We start from the raw sequence: 19,320 nt of genomic DNA on the forward strand, positions 1-19,320 counted from the left end.
GAAGGATTTTTTATTTTTGAAAAATGAATGCAGCCTCTTTTTATCCCCTTTTTTTACAGTCAGGAAAAGTAACCATCGATAGCAGGAAAGTTGAAAAAAATGATATTTTCTTCGCCTTTTCGGGGGAAACCTTCAATGCCGCAACCTTGGCCGAAACTGCTGCTGATAAAGGCGCCACAGCGGTAATCGTGGAACAGAAGGAATTCGAAAATCCGGACAGGAATATATTTTATGTTCCTTCGACTTTAGATTTCTTACAGGAACTTGCGGTTTACCACAGGAATCATTTGAAAATTCCGGTCATTGCTTTGACGGGAAGTAACGGTAAAACCACTACGAAGGAAATTATTCACGCTGTTCTCTCGCAGAAATACAAAGTTCAGTACACTTCCGGAAATCTGAACAATCATATCGGCGTGCCCCTCACTTTGCTTTCCATAAAGCCTGAACATGAGCTCGCGGTGGTGGAAATGGGTGCAAACCATCAGAAAGAAATCGAGATGCTCTGTACATTGGCTCAGCCTAATTTTGGATATATTACCAATTTCGGGAAAGCGCATCTTGAAGGTTTTGGCGGTTTCGACGGAGTGATTAAAGGAAAATCTGAACTGTATGATTATCTTAAAAATTACTCAGAAACAATATTAATCAACGAAAATGATCCGATTCAAGTTGAGAAAACTGCGGGTTATTCACCAAAAATTACCTTTGGAAAAAATACTTCCGATTATAAGTATGAAGAATTTTCAAAAGATCATTTTGTAGGCTTAAGTTATAATGGTTCTCAGGCCCAGTCGAAACTGACAGGAAATTATAACTTCACCAATCTGTGTGCTGCGGCAAGTTTAGGCTTCCATTTTGGATTAGATTTTGAACAAATAAAGCGAGCAATTGAAAACTACACGCCGACCAACATGCGTTCTCAGATTTTAGAGCAAGGCGGGAAAACTTTTGTACTAGATACTTATAATGCCAATCCGAGTTCAATGGCCGAATCGCTGAAGAACTTCAGCACATTTGAAGGCTCAAAAACCATCATTATCGGCGATATGCTCGAGCTTGGAGATGAATCTGAAAAGGAACATCAAACTACTTTAGCACTTGCAGAATCACTGAATTTTGATGAAATTATCACCGTTGGGAAACATTTTAAAAAGGTGAGTCATCTTTCGAAATCTTTCGAAAATACAGAGGAGCTTTCAGCATATTTAAAGGCATCACCCATTTCCTCTGAAAATGTATTGTTAAAAGCTTCGCGTGGAATTGCTCTGGAGAAAATAATGGAGTTTATCAGTTAATCTAAATTCCAGTAATCATTTAAAATCAGCTTAATATTCCTGAAAGTCATTGGCAGCACTTCGCTGATGATGGCTTCACGGTTCTTCCAAGAAACCTCGGAGATTCCTTCTTCGATCTGCGGTTTCGGGGTTTCACTGCCGACATACTGCATTCTGAACCAATATGTTGTTTTCAGTATTTTTTCGCCGTTTCTTTCGGTGTAGATGTGAAAAGTATTGTTGAGAAATTCCTCAAGAATCAGTTCCGAAAGGCCGGTTTCTTCTTCAATTTCCCGAAGGGCAGCCTGTTCCAGCGATTCTCCTTTTTCTATTTTTCCTTTTGGAAGATCCCATCTTCCGATTCTGTGAATGAATAAAAGTTCGCCGTTTTTGTTGCGCACCACACCGCCGGCAGCTTCTATCACTTTGAACATATGGGTAAAATCTTCCCAGATCTCTTCAATGTTTTCTCCATAAACATTGAGCTCGGGACAGGAAGTGTTCTGGAGAAGATCAACGGCAATTTCCAAAGTTGCGAAACCTTCGAATCGCAGCTTTTTTTCCATATCTTCAGGATATTTACTTATTGTTAATTTTTTTTCATTCACAAAAACTTTATACATTTGCAGCCATTTAATCATACAAAAATATAAAAATGAATTTAGAAGGACGCAAAATAGTTGTAAATAAATCGGTAAATGAATTGGTTGGGATGCTTCAAAATCCTGAAGATTATAAAAATCTAATGCCTGATTCGCTGCAGAGTTTCGAAGTAAGAGACAACGGTTTCAAATTCGGTTTAAAGGGAATGCCTGAGATTGCTTTGAAAATAGAAGAGGTGTCAGAAAACCAGGTGCTTTTGAAATCTGCAAGTTCAAGCCTTGATTTTGAACTTAAAGGCACAATGAACGCCGTAAGTGAGACTCAGACTGAAGTCCAGCTGCTTTTTGAAGGCAAATTCAATCCGTTTATAAAAATGATGGTTGAAAAACCTTTGCAGAACTTCATCAATACCCTTACGGATAATCTTGAAAAGATTTAGAACCGTCTTATAAAAATGAAAGCCTTGAAATTTTTGATTTCAATGCTTTTTTTATGAGTGGGTATAACCGGCAAATGCTTCTTCCAGACTGCCGTATTTCCCTTTAAATTCATCAATCTGCGAATCCTGTATGATGTTTCCCTGATGGATCAGTATCACCCTTGAGCAGAGTGCTTCCACTTCCTGCATGATGTGGGTGGAAAGGATTACCGTTTTCTGCTGACCAATTTCCTTTATCACGTTACGGATTTCGATAATTTGGTTGGGATCCAGTCCGTTGGTAGGTTCATCGAGAATCAGCAAATCGGGAGAATGCAGAATCGCCTGCGCAAGACCAACTCGCTGTTTATAACCTTTGGAAAGCTGCGATATTTTTTTTGATTTTTCCGGAGTTATTCCCACCAGTTCAATTACTTCATCAATTCTTTCTTTGGAGATTTTATGAATTTCAGCTACAAAATTTAAATATTCCTTTACATACATTTCAGGATAAAGCGGATTGTTTTCGGGTAAAAACCCCATATTTTTCTTTGTTTCGATATCATGTTCGGTAATATCTTTTCCGTTGAATAAAATCTGTCCTTCATCAATCTTCAGTGCACCGACAATCGATTTCATCAGGGTTGATTTTCCGGCTCCGTTGGGTCCCAGAAGCCCGATAATTTCGCTGTTTCCGATCTCAATGTTGATTTGGTTTAAAGCGGTTTGGCTGCCGAATTTCTTATTTAAATTAATGATTTGAAGTGACATGAATTTTATTTAATGGTATGCAAATTTAAGCAATGATAAGCAAATGAGGAATTTTAATTTATCTGGGTGAGTCTGATTATGACAATGAAATTTAATTGAATAAAAAAGTAAATAACTGCATCGCCTAAAAACAAAAAAGACTTTACAAATCTGTAAAGTCTTTTTTGAAGGAGTGAGCGCGACAGGATTCGAACCTGTGACCGTCTGCTTAGAAGGCAGATGCTCTATCCAGCTGAGCTACGCACCCTAAAATGCGGTGAAATTCTCCAGGGAATTTCTTTTTAATAAGTCGGGGCGGCAGGATTCGAACCTGCGACCTCCTGGTCCCAAACCAGGCGCGATGACCGGACTACGCTACGCCCCGAATAAATTGTGCTGAAGGTTGCGGAGGGTGTGGGATTCGAACCCACGCGATCCTTTCGGGTCGACAGTTTAGCAAACTGCTCCATTAACCACTCTGGCAACCCTCCTTTGCAATGTTTTTGTATGAACTTCTATTCCGTAATTGCGAGTGCAAATATAGGATTGTTTTTGATATGTACCAAACCTTTTTGCTTAAATTTTTTTGTATTTTTGAAAGATTAATCCACTAAAAAAAATAAAATATGCGTAATTCATTATATTTCATCGGTTTAAGTTTGGTTGTTTTTTCCTGCGGCCCGCAAAAAAATATTCAAAAAATTTCAACAAAGCCGAAACCGGTCACTTCAAATGTTATTTCACCGCCAAAATCACAGAATACCGCTCTTCCCAAACACGAAATAAAAAGGGAAGGAAATTATGACTTTTACAGAGATAATATCGCTGATGCTTCCAAAAATGATAATACAGCGAGTTACGGTTCCATTGTTTCCGCGAATCCTCAAGGTTATAAAATCGTAAAAACTTATTTTCCGGCGCTGGCGCAAAATTTCCGTCAGAAATATATCATCCTTCATTATACGGCACTGGACGATAACAAATCAGTAACGGTTCTTACCCAGCAGGCCGTAAGTGCACATTATCTTGTTAATAATCTCGGCGACCGGGATATTTACCAGCTGGTTGACGAAAATAAAAGATCATATCATGCAGGCATCAGTGCGTGGAGAAGTGATAAGATGCTGAATGATACGTCAATAGGAATAGAAATTGTAAATGCAGGATATACTACTGATTCCAGCGGGTTGAGAACTTTCCCTGATTTTGATGGTGATCAGGTAAAAAAAGTGGCAGCTTTGGTAAAAGATATTGCAGACCGTTATATGATTCCGCCGACCAATATTCTTGCTCATTCAGATATTGCACCGACGAGAAAGCAGGATCCGGGACCGAAATTTCCGTGGAAAAAGCTTTATGATGACTATCAGATAGGGATGTGGTATGATGATGCGGTGAAACAGGGTTTCTACGACCAGATCCTTCCTGAAGATTTTGCACTGCAAATGGCTACTCCCCAGTTTATTTTTAAATACCAGACAGCACTTAAAACTTTAGGATATGGTTTGGAGCCTTCCGGAACCTATGACGACGCAACAAAGAAAACTATTGAGGCATTTCAGTATCATTTCAGACCGCAAAACTATAACGGTCAAATGGATGCGGAATCCTGGGCTATTCTTCAGGCATTAAACCAGAAATACCCAAATAAATAAATACGGAAAAAGAACTAATTAAATAGCACGGACGATATTTAATCGTCCGTTTTTTTATAGGGAGAAATCCCAAATCTATTTTTAAAACTCAACAAATTAACTTAACTTTTCATCAAATTATTTTTATGGAAAATTTCAGAAATGAAAGCGATCTGTTAGGTACTTTACAGGTGCCGGCAAATGCCTACTATGGTGTTCAAACTCAGCGTGCTATTGAAAATTTTAAAATTTCGGGGCAGTATCTTTCCTCGTATCCCCATTTTATCAGAGCATTGGCGATGGTGAAAAAGGCAGCTGCAAAAACGAATTATGAGCTGGGGCTTCTTGAAGAAAGTTTATATCATACCATCGCAGAAACCTGCGAAGAGCTCATGGCGGGGAATTTACATGACCAGTTTCCGATTGACATGATTCAAGGCGGTGCAGGAACTTCTGTGAATATGAACGCCAATGAAGTTATCGCCAACCGTGTACTGGAAAAACTGGGGAAAGAAAAAGGCGATTATCAGTACTGTTCACCAAATGATCATATCAATTTATCTCAGTCGACCAACGATGCTTATCCAACCGCAATAAAAATGGCTTTAATTCAGATGAATGCGGAACTTGTTGAAAAGCTGAAAAATACAATTGCCGCATTCCGTGCAAAAGGCGTGGAGTTTAACAGTGTGCTCAAAATGGGCCGTACACAGCTTCAGGACGCCGTTCCGATGACTTTGGGTCAGGAGTTTGAAGCGTTTGCTGCCACTCTCGAAGAAGATATTTCCAAACTTAACGGAAACGCCAATCTTTTTGTAGAAATAAATATGGGCGCCACCGCTATTGGAACGGGGATTAACGCACCGGTAGGATATGCAAATCTCTGTGCAAAGAATCTCGCTCAGATCTCCGGTTATCATATTGTTTCCTCTCCGAATCTTGTGGAAGCAACTCCAGATACAGGATCTTACGTTATTTATTCTTCGGCGATGAAAAGACTTGCAGTGAAACTTTCGAAAATATGTAACGATTTGAGACTGCTTTCTTCAGGTCCGCGTGCCGGCTTTTTTGAAATCAATCTTCCGCCGATGCAGCCCGGATCTTCTATTATGCCGGGGAAAGTAAATCCGGTAATTCCGGAAGTAGTAAATCAGGTTTGCTATAAAGTGATCGGAAATGATCTGACGGTGACCTTTGCCGCAGAAGCAGGACAGCTGCAGCTTAACGTGATGGAGCCTGTGCTTTCGCACTCGATTATGGAAAGCATTAATTTCCTTGGGAATGCTTTGGACACTTTAAGAGAAAAATGCATCACCGGAATTACTGCCAATAAAGAAGTTTGTCTGAATATGGTGAAACACAGCATCGGAATTGTTACCGCGCTGAATCCTTATATCGGCTACAAAAACTCAACGGAAATTGCGAAAGAAGCTCTGGAAACAGGAAAGAGCGTTTACAATCTTGTTCTGGAAAAAGGCATTCTTTCTCAGGAAAAACTGGATGAAATTCTGGATCCTGCCAATATGCTGAAGCCGCATCATTTATAAAAAAAGTAATAACAAAAAACAATCAATCAGAATCAATGAAGAAAATCCTCACTTCTTTAACCATTATAGGAGCGCTAACAATGATGAATGCACAGAAATTTGAAACGAAAAAAAATACCGACAAGGCAGGCTACACGTATGAAACGGTAGTGAATGACAAAAACGGCGTTAGAATTTATACTTTAAAAAACGGCTTAAAAGTTTATCTGGCGCAGAACTTTGATGCACCAAAAATCCAGACTTATATTCCGGTGAGAACAGGAAGCAATAATGATCCTTCGGACAACACTGGTTTGGCCCATTACCTCGAACATATGATGTTCAAAGGAACTTCCAGACTGGCCTCTGCAGACTGGGCTAAGGAAAAACCTCTTTTAGATCAGATCTCCAACCTTTACGAGCAGCATAAAGCTGAACAGAATCCTGAAAAAAAGAAAGAGCTTTATAAAAAAATTGACGAAGTTTCCCAGGAAGCCAGCAAATATGCGATCGCGAATGAGTACGACAAAGCGATTTCTTCCCTTGGCGCAACCGGAACAAATGCCCACACCTGGCTTGACGAAACGGTTTACAAAAATAATATCCCGAACAATGAGCTTGAAAAATGGCTGAAAGTTGAAAAAGAAAGGTTTTCAGAATTAGTCCTGAGATTATTTCACACGGAACTGGAGGCGGTTTACGAAGAATATAACCGTGCCCAGGATAACGATTCCCGTTTGGTGAATTATGAGCTGATGGATGCGCTTTTCCCGAAACATCCGAACGGTCAGCAAACGACGATCGGAAAGCCTGATCATCTCAAAAACCCTTCTATGGTCGCTATTCATAAATATTTCGATACCTATTATGTTCCGAATAATTATGCAATGGTCTTGGTGGGAGATTTAGATTTTGATAAAACAATTAAGCTTGTTGATCAGTATTTCGGAGAATTCCAGTACAAAGAATTACCGATGAAGAAAATGGTTTCGGAAGAACCGATGACCAAAATCGTTGAAAGAACCGTAAAAAGCCCTTCCACAGAGCGTTTACAATTGGCGTGGAGAACAGATTCTTACGGAACTAAAGATGCAAGACTTGCTGAAATTGTTGCCAATCTTCTGACCAATTCCGGAGAAACCGGACTGATTGATCTTAATATCAACCAGAAACAGAAAGCTCTGAGAGCAATGGCTTACGATTCACCGTTCAAAACTTACGGTAATTTTTCAATGGTGATTGTCCCAAAAAACGGACAAAGTTTGGATGACGCTAAAAAACTGTTGCTGGATCAGATCGAACTCGTGAAAAAAGGCGAATTTCAGGACTGGCTGATTCCGGCGATCATCAATGATATGAAGATTCAGCAGATGAAAAGTCTGGAAACGGCAGACGGACTTGCGACAGCACTTTACGGAAGCTATATCAATAATCAGAACTGGGAGAATGAGCTGAACCAGGTCAATGAGTATGAAAAGATTACGAAAGAAGATGTGGTAAAATTTGCCAACGAATTTTTCAAAGACAATTATGTAGCCGTTAAAAAAGAGAAGGGCGTAAATGACAAACTCGTGCGTGTTGAAAATCCGGGAATTACTCCGATAAAACTTAACAAAGATGCGCAGTCACCGTTTCTGAAGGAGATTATAACTCAGAAATCTTCCGAAATCAAACCTGAATTTATTGATTATTCCAAAGCAATAAAAACCGATAAGATTGAAGGTAAAAAGGTGAGTTTTGTGAAAAACAAATACAATGATATTGCGCAGACTTATTTTATTTTCCCTTTCGGAAGCGATAACGACAGGGAATTGGGATTAGCTACTCAGGTTCTTCAGTATTTAGGAACCGATAAACTTTCTGCGGAAGCTTTAAAGAAAGAATTCTTCAAACTGGGGATTTCCAACGATTTCCGCACAGCGCCGGATCAGTTAATCATTTCCCTGAGCGGTCTTGAAGAAAATATGCCGAAGGGAATTGAACTGATGAAAAACTGGCTGCAGCATGCAAAACCTGATCAGAAAGTTTACGAAGAAAACGTAAAAACCATTCTGGAAAGCCGTGAAGTTGCCAAAAAAGACAAGGCGAGAATTATGGCAGCACTTTCCAACTACGCGAAATTCGGGAAGGTTTCGAGATTTTCCGATGTAGTTTCGGAGCACAGATTGAAAGCGGTTAAATCTGAGGAAATGACCAATAAAATCAAAGACCTGCTTAATATGCCTTACGAAATCTTCTTTTACGGAAATGATTTCAATAACTTTAAAAAGTACGCGAAATCTTTTGTAGAAAAGGAAACTCTGAAAGCTCCTGCGAAAAAAATCTATCCTGAGCCGGCAACGGAAGGGAAGGTTTATTTCACAAACTATGATATGGTGCAGACAGAAATGAGCAAGGTTGGAAAAGGGCAAAACGTGAACCTGAAGAATTTCGGCAAAATAAATGTATTTAATGAATATTTCGGGCGCGGACTTTCATCTATCGTTTTCCAGGAAATTCGTGAAAGCAAGAGTTTGGCGTATTCTGCGTATGTTTCTTACGCGACCAACACCGAGCTGAATCATCCGGATTATGTGACGACTTATATCGGAACGCAGGCCAACAAACTTCCCCAGGCTGTCAATGCAATGGACGAACTGATGGCTAATCTGCCACAGGTTCCGGCACAGTTTGAAAACGCGAAAAATGCCGCTTTGAAACAGATTGCTTCAGGAAGAATTAACAGAACGAATATCTTCTTTAATCAGTTAAATCTTAAAAAATTAGGAATTGATTATGATTTGAGAAAGGATATTTACGCTGAAATTGGAAAATTAACTTTGGCAGACGTAACCAATTTTTATAATGTTGAAGTGAAACCAATGAAGTACAACACCGCTATTATCGGGAAAAAAGAAAATCTTGATATGGCAGCGATCAATAAAATGGGAACTTTCCAGGAAGTGAGTCTTGAAGAGATCTTTGGATATTAATCCGTTTTAAATTATTAAATAAAAGGTGAAATTTCGGTTTCACCTTTTTTTGTGTCAATGTGAAATTTAGCTGATATCTGTTAATAGAGAAAAGGTGAATTAACGCTTACAATGCGTGCTGTAATTTCGGAAATTTGTACTGCAAAAACTAAAACAACCAATTTTCCCCAAAGAAAATATCATTAACCATGAAAACGCAAACTCCGGAAACAGTTCCGGAGTTTTTTACTTATAAATTTCACCATAAAAATATCACAACTGTATTTAATTTTATTTCTTAAAATTTCCCCTAACTGGCCATTTGATTATATTTACAGAAACAAGTAACCATAAATTATATGCGGATGAATACGGAGTTATTGCGGATGAAGAAATTCCTTTCTGAAGAAGTCAACGTGGAAATTTCAAAGGTAACTGAAGATTCTGAAGCCCGCGATTATTACGGCTGTGATTTTGAAGCGGAAAGATTAAATTTCAAGTTCAGAAAGGCTAAAATAACCCCTAAAAAGAATGGAATGTTTGTTACCTATTGGAAACGGAATTCCCAGAACATCACTGAGCCTTTTCATGAAAAAGATGAATTTGATTTTTTTCTGATTGCTGCTGAAGAAAATGAAAAATACGGTTTCTTTTTATTCCCGAAAGAAGTTCTTGTCTCTCAGAATATTCTGACAACCGAAGTAAAAGAAGGCAAGAGAGGCTTCAGGGTTTATCCGGGTTGGACAAAAACAGGAAATAAACAGGCAGAAAAAACTCAGATTTGGCAGCAGAAATTCTTCTGCGACTTTACAGCTCTTAATTTGAAAAGTATGGAAAAACTTAAATCCATACGCAATTTAAAGTTTGATTATTAATTTATTGAGCTTTGTGATGCAATTGTCTTATAATAATTTTCACTAAATCTCTAAAAAAAGAACGCGCCAAAGGCGCGTTCTTACTTGTTTTTTATTCAATATTACTTTACAATTTTCATTTCATTGATCAGCCATTTTGCGTTTGCATATTTGTCGATCACGAAAAGGATGTATTTGGTATCCACCATAATATTCCGGCTGAAACGCGGGTCATAATTAATGTCACTCATCGTTCCTTCCCACTGTCTGTCGAAATTAAGACCAATCAAGTTTCCGTTCGCATCCAAAGCCGGACTTCCGGAGTTTCCACCGGTAGTGTGGTTGGTTGCGGTGAAGTTTACAGGAACGTCCCCCGTTTTGTCTTTATAAATCCCGTAATCTTTGGTATTGTAAAGCTGGATGAGTTTTTTCGGTACGTCAAATTCATAGTCACCAGGAACATATTTCTCCATGATTCCGGCAACGTGAGTCTGATAACCGTAAGAAACCGCATCTCTAGGACTGGAACCTTTCACCTGCCCGTAAGTTACGCGAAGCGTAGAGTTGGCATCCGGGAAGAATTTACGGTCTTTATCCGTTTCCATCTGCTGCGCCATAAATTTCTTCTGCAATACGTCAATCTGATCCTGCAGCGAAGTTACTTTGCCGTCAGTTGTGCTCATGTAAGTTTCTCTCAAAGAACTGAAAAGTTTCATCAACGGATCGCTTTTAAGATTCTGAATTAATGCTTTGCGGTCTGCAAACACTTTGTTGATATCCGAATATGTTGTGGCACCGTTGAAAGAACCGCGTCCTGTGATCACAGAATTTTTTGAAAGGTCTTCTATGGTTTTCAGGTTTTGGCTTTCGTTTTTGTACTGCTCAAAACCGGCGGGCAAAAATTCTTTCGGTGTTTTGTTTACATACAGAGCCAATAATTTTGCAGTTACTTTCGCATCCAGTTCAGCATCGTAATCTCCGTAAATGCCGGAAAGCCTTGCTTTAAAGTTTTCAGCTGTTCTGTCGTCCATTTTCCCTGATTCTGCCGCCTGAACAAAATTATAGAAATTGTTAGCCAAGGTGAAAGTCTCCGCATTTCTTACGGTTTCAGAGTAATACGCTCTGTTTAAAGCATATGGCGACTGCTCAGTGTAAAGCCGGTTCAGTTCATCAATTGTAGGCTTAATCTGAGCGTTTTTTGAAATCAGGGTTTGCTCATATTTTTTCTTTTTCCCTACCGCGTCCGATTTTTTCAAACCTTCCACTTCACCGATCCATTTTTTCCAGTAATTGGCTACAGAAGCGTATTTGGAGGCATATTTAATTCTCGTTGCTGCATCAGCACGCATTTTTTCATCTAAAGTTTTCAGCGCCACTTCGCGAACCGAAATCATTGCCGGATCGGTTTCGTTCATTACTTTTTCTACAGCTACTGCCGGTAAATATTCAGTAGTTCTTCCCGGAAAACCGAATACGAAAGTAAAATCGTTTTCCTGTTTGTCTTTAATGGAAATTGGCAGGAAATGTTTTGGCTTGTAAGGGATATTGTCTTTGGAATATTCCGCAGGCTTATTGTCTTTACCCGCATAAATTCGGAACATCGAAAAGTCTCCTGTATGACGCGGCCAAACCCAGTTGTCGGTATCAGATCCGAATTTTCCGATACTTTGAGGCGGTGCACCTACCAGACGGATATCTTTGTAGGTTTCGATGATATACGCGTAATATTTGTTGCCGTAGTACATCGGTTTAATAACCACTTTCTGCCATGATTCCAGTTTGAAGCCGGCTTTTACAGTTTCTAAATTTTTATTGATTAAATCCTGCGCTGCTTTGGCGTCCAGATTCTGCGTACCCGCTAAAACTTCTCCTGTAACTTCTTTAATGTCGGCGATAAAATCAACAGTAACTCCAGGATTTGGAAGTTCACCGTTCATATCTTTTGCCCAAAAACCGTCACTCAGATAATCATGCTCTACGGAAGAATGTTTCTGAATCTGTCCGTAGCCACAGTGGTGATTGGTTAAAAGCAAGCCTTGAGGCGAAATGATTTCTGCGGTACAGCCGCCGTTAAACTGTACGACAGCATCTTTAATACTTGGTTTTGAGGGATCGAAAATCTGTTTTGCAGAAATCTTCATTCCCAAATCTTTCATTTCCTTTTCATTGAGTTCTGTGGGAATCCACATTCCGCCGTATTGCTGCGCGAAAGCCATCACAGCCGGAAAAAGTATTGCCGAAAGCAATATGTTTTTTCTTTTCATTTTTAAAATTTGCCCTAAAATTAAGGAAAATTTACGAATCTGAAGCCTGATGCACGCCGAGAAAGCCGGCCCACGCTTTTTTATTTGCGGAATGTGCAAAATCAGCACGCCTGTATTATTAAACCATCTTAAGTGTAGCTTTATAAATCAATTTAGAAATCTGTAAAAGGAAACCGATTTTCAGGATTTCGAGAAATTCATATTCTGAATCCTCACCGCATTCAGAATGGCGAGAAGAGCAACACCGACGTCAGCGAAAACGGCTTCCCACATCGTGGCCAAACCTCCGGCTCCCAGAATCAGCACCACAGCTTTCACACCGATGGCAAGCATGATATTCTGCCACACAATCTTTTTTGTTTCTTTTCCAATCCGGATTGCCATTGGGATTTTTGAAGGTCTGTCGTCCTGAATCACTACATCGGCAGTTTCAATTGTCGCGTCGCTTCCAAGACCTCCCATTGCAATGCCTACATCGCTCAAGGCGACTACGGGAGCGTCGTTTACCCCATCTCCGACGAAGGCAACACTTTCATTTCTGGATTTAATTTCTTTAATTTTATTCACTTTGTCTTCAGGAAGAAGATCTCCGAAAGCATCTGTAATTCCTAAATTCGCAGCGACTTCCGCAACTACCGAAGATTTGTCGCCGCTTAACATCGTGGTTTTAATTCCTAATTTTTTCAACGCCGCAACCGTTTCCGCAGCGTCTTCTTTGATCTGATCCGAAATGGTTAAATAGCCCGCAAATTTACCGTCATATGCCATTGCAATTAACGTGTCGGAAACATCCATATGATTGATCTGATGGGGGATATTATACTTTTCTAGAAATTTAATGTTTCCGGCAAGAAAATCTTTTCCGTTGACCGTTGCTTTCAAGCCGTGACCTGCAATTTCCTCAGTGTTTTCAAGTTTGATATCATGATTAATATCGCCTGCAAATTGATGAACAGCAGTTGCGATCGGATGAGTAGATTTGCTTTCGAGAATATTCAGGTACTGAAGTATTTCGTCCTGACTGAAGTCTTTTTCAATGACAACTTTCTGCACTTTAAAGACTCCCTCGGTCATGGTTCCTGTTTTATCCATCACCAGATTCTGAATATTCGCCAAAATATCCAGGAAGTTGCTTCCTTTAAATAAAATTCCGTTTTTACTTCCTGCGCCGATTCCGCCAAAATATCCAAGCGGAATAGAAATCACCAAAGCACAAGGACATGAAATTACCAGAAATACCAAAGCGCGGTAAAGCCAGTCTCTGAACTCATAATTCTGAACAAAAAAGTAGGGCAGTACGCAAATGCCGATAGCAAGAAAGACGACTATAGGCGTATATATTTTTGCAAATTTCCTGATGAAAAGTTCGGTCTGGGCTTTTTGGGAAGCAGCATTCTGAACCATTTCAAGGATTTTCGAAAGTTTCGAATCCTGGTAAAGTGTATTGATTTTTACAAGGGAAACTGTGTTCAGATTGATCATTCCAGCCAATACGTTATCACCCTGTTTTTTTGTGTCGGGTTTGCTTTCACCGGTCAGAGCCGCTGTATTGAACGAAGCGGCTTCAGACAACAGTTCGCCATCCAGCGCCAGTTTCTCGCCGGGTTTCAGCTGAATAACCTGTCCTATCTGTGCATCTTCGGCTTTCATGGTCTTCGGTACATTGTTCTCCAGTATTGTAATCTCGTCAGGACGCTGATCGAGAAGTGTTTTAATATTCATTTGAGCTTTCTGAACAGCCATCGTCTGAAAAACTTCACCAATTGAATAAAACAGCATTACTGCAACACCTTCGGGATATTCGCCGATAGAAAACGCTCCTACAGTGGCGATGGTCATTAATAGAAACTCAGAGAAAAAATCGCCGTTTTTTATGCTTAAGAAAGCTTCTTTCATCACCGGGAAACCTACCGGAATGTATGCAACAAGATACAGCGCGAAACGGGCTCCGTCTGTGAACCAGTGAGGTTTCAGCAAGTTGTCTAAAGCAATTCCTGCCAGAAGAACCGCAAAAGAGATCAGTGCGGGGAGGAAAAGCTGAAATGCAGGCCGGTCATCATGTTCATGTGAGTGTCCATGGTCGTGACCGTCATTTTCATGATGTTGATGAGATATTTTATCAGGGGAAGTTTTAGCTGGTTTTGGGTCATTGCTGCAGCATTCTTTCGACATGTTTTTTAGAATTTTTCTTCTCAAATATACAAATTCGGAACCACAAATTCCTGTGGCATCACTTTTGAAGTTCAGAAGAAAAATTATCATGGAAAACCTTTATGAACAGATACTCTGGCTTTTTATTCTCGCGGTGCCGGTTGCGTGTATTGCGTGGACTGTTACCCATGAAGAAATTTTCAGAGAACCGAGGGAATACTGTGTTAAAAAATCCCAGGAATGCAGGGAACTTTATAAAAGGAAGTTTTTTTATCTCTTTACCTGTGAGTACTGTTTCAGCCATTATATAACAGCCATTATTCTAATTATTACTAAATACAGGCTGCTTTTTGATGACTGGCGGGGTTACCTGATTTCTTTTTTCGCGCTGGTATTTGTCGCGAATGTATATATGAGTTTGTTTGCCTTTCTACGGCAAAGTATCAAGGTCGAAAAGATTGAAGCCAAGCTGAAGGACAATGAACTGCAGGAAGTGAAGAAAGAAGGCGGAGCATAAATGACAATATTAACTTACATTATTAAAAAACAAAATATTATGGAAGACAGCAGATTACAGAAATACCGCTACGAAGACTATACAGTCGTTACCAATTTTGAGACCTATCAGGATATCACTGATTATGCGGCCGCCCACAACGGAGAATTAATAGAAGTAGGTTTCACGGACGGATCTGATAACCCGATGCCCAATACCACCGGAAATCTTATCGCAGAAAAGAAGCCATTCAGAGTAGGCCTTGATCCCGAGTATAAAGTGTATTATTCTTCTGATGAAGGCTTTCAGGAAATGGCAGAAAATATTCTAGAAGAGATGAAAGAAAAGGAGAATGATATCGCTCCCGAGGACTGGATTTCTGACCAGAATATTGCGACCGGAGACCGTATTATCATCGTAAAAGACGGTGAGGTGAATACCGTGACCACGAGAGAAAGGATTAAGTTTCTGATGCGTGGAAACCTATATGAGCTGGCCGTGAAGGTTCCTGAGGTTTTGGAGGATTAATTTTGATCTTGTTCTGAAAACGATTTTCGCTGGTCCGCGATTTTTGAGTTGTGATCTGTCGTTTTTTTTCCGGCAGGTTTAAAATCGTTGCCGATATCCGTAATTCAGATTGAATATTTTTATTCAAAAAGGGACTGTTTGCTGTAATTCAGCAACATTTATTTTAGTTTTAACAGATTTGTCTGACTTATTTAGCATAAAATTAAATATATTTGATGATTAATGCAGAAGCGTGAAAACCTGTAGAAGCTAAACCCTGAAAATGCTGTTATTATGGAAAAAGTTCTCCCTTATTCGTTATTTACTGACCATGATATCTACCTCTTCCGTGAAGGAAAACACTTTAAACTTTACGACAAATTCGGTTCTCATACCGTACATGTGGAGGGTCAGAAAGGAGTTTATTTTTCTGTTTGGGCGCCACACGCAAAAGAAGTCTCGGTAATCGGTAATTTTAATAACTGGAATTCCGAAAAGCATCAGCTATTGCCGCGATGGGATGGTTCCGGTATTTGGGAAGGTTTTATCGCCGGATTAAACTGGGGAAATATTTATAAATATGCCATCCGCACCAATACAGGAGTTTTACTTGAAAAAGGCGATCCTTTTGCTCTGAGCTGGGAACAGAATATTCAGGCAAGTTCCCTTATCTCTACCACGTGGTACGAATGGAAAGACAGAGACTGGATGGCCAAACGCCGGACAAAAAACAGTCTGGAAGCGCCTCTTTCGGTTTACGAAATCCATTTAGGTTCCTGGATGCGCGGTGTTGATGAACCTGATAAATTTTTCAGTTACCGTGAAATCGCAGAACGCCTGGTCCCATATTTAAAGGAAATGAATTTTACTCATGTTGAATTCATGCCCGTGATGGAATATCCTTACGATCCCAGCTGGGGATATCAGGTGACCGGATTTTTCGCTGCCACTTCGCGCTTCGGTTCTCCGCAGGACCTGATGCATCTGATTGATGAACTTCACCGGCATGATATCGGAGTCATTATCGACTGGGTTCCGTCACACTTTCCCGGTGATGCGAACGGCCTTCATTTTTTCGACGGAACTTATTTATACGAGCACGAAGATCCCAAAAAAGGATTTCATCCAGAGTGGAAATCCCATATTTTCAATTACGGCAGACCAGAGGTAAGATCATTTTTAATTTCCAATGCGATGTTCTGGCTGGACCGTTATCATGCCGACGGACTCCGTGTCGATGCGGTAACTTCAATGCTTCATCTGGATTATTCGAGAAACGAAGGTGAATGGGAACCCAACATTGAAGGCGGAAATATTAATCTGGAAGCCAAACAGTTTCTCCAGGAATTCAATACAGCGGTATATCAAGAATTTCCCGATATCATGACCATTGCAGAAGAAAGTTCGGATTTCCCCATGCTCACGAAACCTGTGCACAGCGGCGGAATCGGTTTCGGAATGAAATGGATGATGGGCTGGATGCATGATACCCTGAAATATTTCAAAGAAGATCCGATCAGCAGAAAATATCAGCACAACAAACTCACCTTTGCATCGATGTACATGTATAATGAAAATTATATGATGCCGCTTTCCCATGACGAAGTGGTGCACGGCAAGTCGAGTTTAATCTATAAAATGCCTGGTGACGAATGGCAGAAATTTGCCAATCTCCGCGCGTTATATACCTATATGTTCACCTTTCCGGGCGCCAAACTTTTATTTATGGGGAACGAATTCGGACAGACCCGCGAGTGGAATTTTACCCAAAGCCTCGATTGGCATTTGCTGCAATATCCAGTTCACAAAGGTCTGCACGACTTTGTGAAAGATCTGAATCTGATGTACACCACCGAAACTTCAATGTACGAAAACCAGTGTAACCGGGAAGGATTCGAGTGGGTAGAAGCGAATGATGATGATAACTCCATCTATATTTATTTAAGAAAAGGAAAAGACGAAAATGATGTCACCATGACGGTGCTCAATCTTACTCCAAGAGTTTTCGATTATAAAATCGGGGTGAACGAAGGAACAAACTGGGAAGTTATTCTTAATTCCGATGATGAAAAATACGGCGGAAGCGGCGTGAAAGCAGAGATTGTAGACGAAGAGGATGACGAGTGGATGTACAGGCCCAACGCTATTGTGCTGAAATTGCCGCCGCTCGCAGGGGTAGTGCTGAAACAGAAAAAAGCGGTGAAAACAAAATCTACACCTGTCTTAAAAAAGTAAACTGCCAAATTTAGAATAACCGTCAACCTGATATGAAAATTTTTAACCTTTCCATGGAATGTTATCCTGTTGCAAAAGTTGGCGGACTGGCCGATGTAGTAGGAGCTTTACCAAAATACCTCAATAAAATTGAAGGCGTTGAAGCCAGTGTCATTATGCCCTGGTATAACAAACCTTTCGTCCACGAACACAGTTTTGAAACCGTTTTTGACGGATGGATCCATCAGAGCCGTCACATGTATCAGGTTCAGGTGATGAAAGAAAGATCGAAAACTTTAGGCTTCGATCTGTATCTGGTAAAAATTCCGGGACTTTTAGACCGTAATGATCCGTACGGATACTGGGACGGAGACCAACAGTTTCTGGCGTTTCAGCACGGTGTTCTGCACTGGCTTTCCGCAATGGAAATCCGCCCGGATATTATCCACTGCCACGATTCTCATACGGGTCTGGTTCCTTTTATGATTGAAAACTGCCCGGATTTCAGCTTTCTGAAGGATGTGAAAACTATAGGAACCATCCATAACGGTGAGTATCAGGGACAGATGAAATGGGAGATGACAGGTTACATGCCCTGGTTTCACGGTGAAAACTGGGGGCTGCTCGATTGGGACGGTTTCATTAATCCTTTGGCAGCGATGATCAAATGCTGTCACGCTTTCAATGCAGTTTCGGAAGGCTATCTGAATGAGCTTTTTCATCATTTCCGCGGACTGGAAAGCCTGGTCAGCCAGGAAAGCGGAAAAGCATACGGTATTCTCAACGGTATTGATACAGAGGTTTGGGACCCGGCAACCGATTCATTTCTGGATTTTAATTTCGGTAAAAATGATGCAGCCGAAGGAAAGCTTAAGAATAAAACGGTGCTTTGTGAAGAATACGGTTTCAATCCCGATTTGCCTTTATTCAGCTTTATCGGAAGATTTGCCGGTGAAAAAGGAGCGGATCTGCTTCCGGAAATTGTCTGGAAAAGCATTCAGCAAACGTATGGCGCACTGAATATTATGGTTTTAGGTTCCGGTGACAAAAATATTGAATATCAGCTAAGCGAGCTTACCCGTTCCTATTCCAATTTTGCTTTAGATTTGGGTTACAAAGAATATCTCTCCCATAAAATTTACGCTTCTTCTGATTTTTTACTGATGCCTTCACGGGTAGAGCCCTGCGGACTGAACCAAATGTACGCCATGCGTTACGGCACCGTTCCTATCGTGCGCTACACCGGCGGTCTGCGTGACACCGTCACTGATGTTTCGTCGGGCGGAAGCGGTATTAATTTCGGTACAGCAAGTGCTGATGATACCGTTCATGCGATGCACCGTGCACTTCATATGTATCATGAGGAGGGACTGATGAAGAATTTAATTCAGTCGAATATGAATTACGATTTTTCGTGGGAACAGTCGGCGGAAAAATATATGGAGATGTACCGGAATTAAACAACGGCCTCACGATTCTTTTCAAATTTGATCATTTTTAAAAGATTACGAAAAACCTTTTCCTTTAGCACCATTCAAAAGATGAGGTTTCCCTGCGATGAGATTTCTGTTATAGAATTTTAAATTGATATTCATTTTCAATTATTTATGATGCATTTGAAGAAATGCCTCTGTTTGTGGTATTATTCTTGCAAACTTCAAGTGAAATAAACAAA

Annotated in this window: 14 protein-coding genes and 3 tRNA genes; 10 read left to right on the forward strand and 7 right to left on the reverse strand. The window is 40.3% G+C overall.

Annotated elements, in window-relative coordinates:
* The first annotated feature begins 23 nt into the window (after nt 1–23).
* The gene (locus tag KSK37_RS07915; RefSeq protein WP_217200648.1) at nt 24–1,298 is read left to right on the forward strand and encodes a UDP-N-acetylmuramoyl-tripeptide--D-alanyl-D-alanine ligase; all 1,275 of its coding nucleotides are present in this window, start codon (nt 24–26) and stop codon (nt 1,296–1,298) included.
* Here the strand turns inward: KSK37_RS07915 and KSK37_RS07920 are convergent.
* Nucleotides 1,295–1,900 carry an NUDIX hydrolase gene (locus tag KSK37_RS07920; RefSeq protein ID WP_088359925.1) on the reverse strand — a complete coding sequence of 202 codons (606 nt, stop codon included), beginning with the start codon at nt 1,898–1,900 and terminating at the stop codon, nt 1,295–1,297. The two genes, KSK37_RS07915 and KSK37_RS07920, sit on opposite strands and share 4 nt — an antisense overlap.
* A gap of 32 nt (nt 1,901–1,932) precedes the next feature.
* On the opposite strand from KSK37_RS07920, the gene KSK37_RS07925 reads away from it, so the two are divergent.
* On the forward strand, nt 1,933–2,319 hold the full coding sequence (locus tag KSK37_RS07925; protein WP_088359869.1) for an orotate phosphoribosyltransferase: 387 nt from the start codon (nt 1,933–1,935) through the stop codon (nt 2,317–2,319).
* Between the two features lie 51 nt (nt 2,320–2,370).
* Here the strand turns inward: KSK37_RS07925 and KSK37_RS07930 are convergent, their stop codons facing one another.
* The 4 genes from KSK37_RS07930 to KSK37_RS07945 all read right to left on the reverse strand — a co-directional run bounded on the left by KSK37_RS07930 (nt 2,371) and on the right by KSK37_RS07945 (nt 3,539).
* Nucleotides 2,371–3,069 (reverse strand): ABC transporter ATP-binding protein, encoded by a 699-nt coding sequence (locus tag KSK37_RS07930; protein WP_217200650.1) that lies wholly within the window; start codon nt 3,067–3,069, stop codon nt 2,371–2,373.
* Nucleotides 3,070–3,242: 173 nt separating this feature from the next.
* Nucleotides 3,243–3,316, reverse strand: a tRNA-Arg gene (locus KSK37_RS07935).
* A 42-nt stretch (nt 3,317–3,358) separates the two neighbouring features.
* A tRNA-Pro gene (locus tag KSK37_RS07940) sits at nt 3,359–3,433 on the reverse strand.
* A 21-nt stretch (nt 3,434–3,454) separates the two neighbouring features.
* A tRNA-Ser gene (locus KSK37_RS07945) sits at nt 3,455–3,539 on the reverse strand.
* A gap of 135 nt (nt 3,540–3,674) precedes the next feature.
* Here KSK37_RS07945 and KSK37_RS07950 point away from each other — a divergent pair.
* The 4 genes from KSK37_RS07950 to KSK37_RS07965 all read left to right on the forward strand — a co-directional run bounded on the left by KSK37_RS07950 (nt 3,675) and on the right by KSK37_RS07965 (nt 10,034).
* On the forward strand, nt 3,675–4,703 hold the full coding sequence (locus KSK37_RS07950) for an N-acetylmuramoyl-L-alanine amidase (protein ID WP_217200652.1): 1,029 nt from the start codon (nt 3,675–3,677) through the stop codon (nt 4,701–4,703).
* 125 nt (nt 4,704–4,828) lie between these two features.
* Nucleotides 4,829–6,229, forward strand: a complete 1,401-nt coding sequence (aspA, locus tag KSK37_RS07955; RefSeq protein ID WP_217200654.1) for an aspartate ammonia-lyase — start codon at nt 4,829–4,831, stop codon at nt 6,227–6,229.
* A gap of 35 nt (nt 6,230–6,264) precedes the next feature.
* Nucleotides 6,265–9,180 carry a M16 family metallopeptidase gene (locus KSK37_RS07960; protein ID WP_217200656.1) on the forward strand — a complete coding sequence of 972 codons (2,916 nt, stop codon included), beginning with the start codon at nt 6,265–6,267 and terminating at the stop codon, nt 9,178–9,180.
* Nucleotides 9,181–9,524: 344 nt separating this feature from the next.
* On the forward strand, nt 9,525–10,034 hold the full coding sequence (locus KSK37_RS07965) for a MepB family protein (RefSeq protein ID WP_217200658.1): 510 nt from the start codon (nt 9,525–9,527) through the stop codon (nt 10,032–10,034).
* Between the two features lie 101 nt (nt 10,035–10,135).
* Here KSK37_RS07965 and KSK37_RS07970 read toward each other — a convergent pair whose 3' ends face one another.
* Nucleotides 10,136–12,277, reverse strand: a complete 2,142-nt coding sequence (locus KSK37_RS07970) for a S46 family peptidase (protein ID WP_217200660.1) — start codon at nt 12,275–12,277, stop codon at nt 10,136–10,138.
* A gap of 180 nt (nt 12,278–12,457) precedes the next feature.
* Nucleotides 12,458–14,449: a heavy metal translocating P-type ATPase gene (locus tag KSK37_RS07975; RefSeq protein WP_217200713.1), complete on the reverse strand. Its 1,992-nt coding sequence runs from the start codon at nt 14,447–14,449 to the stop codon at nt 12,458–12,460.
* A gap of 88 nt (nt 14,450–14,537) precedes the next feature.
* Here KSK37_RS07975 and KSK37_RS07980 point away from each other — a divergent pair, with 88 nt between their 5' ends.
* The 4 genes from KSK37_RS07980 to KSK37_RS07995 all read left to right on the forward strand — a co-directional run bounded on the left by KSK37_RS07980 (nt 14,538) and on the right by KSK37_RS07995 (nt 19,105).
* Entirely contained in the window at nt 14,538–14,945 is a 408-nt protein-coding gene (locus KSK37_RS07980) for a hypothetical protein (RefSeq protein ID WP_088359927.1), read from the forward strand.
* A 39-nt stretch (nt 14,946–14,984) separates the two neighbouring features.
* On the forward strand, nt 14,985–15,452 hold the full coding sequence (locus KSK37_RS07985) for a hypothetical protein (RefSeq protein ID WP_217200662.1): 468 nt from the start codon (nt 14,985–14,987) through the stop codon (nt 15,450–15,452).
* Between the two features lie 273 nt (nt 15,453–15,725).
* Nucleotides 15,726–17,666 carry a 1,4-alpha-glucan branching protein GlgB gene (glgB, locus tag KSK37_RS07990; protein ID WP_217200664.1) on the forward strand — a complete coding sequence of 647 codons (1,941 nt, stop codon included), beginning with the start codon at nt 15,726–15,728 and terminating at the stop codon, nt 17,664–17,666.
* A 32-nt stretch (nt 17,667–17,698) separates the two neighbouring features.
* Complete coding sequence (locus KSK37_RS07995; RefSeq protein ID WP_217200665.1) at nt 17,699–19,105, forward strand: glycogen synthase; 1,407 nt, start codon at nt 17,699–17,701, stop codon at nt 19,103–19,105.
* Nucleotides 19,106–19,320: the final 215 nt, after the last annotated feature.

The organism is Kaistella soli (assembly GCF_019038595.1).
GTDB classification, from domain to species: Bacteria; Bacteroidota; Bacteroidia; order Flavobacteriales; family Weeksellaceae; genus Kaistella; species Kaistella soli.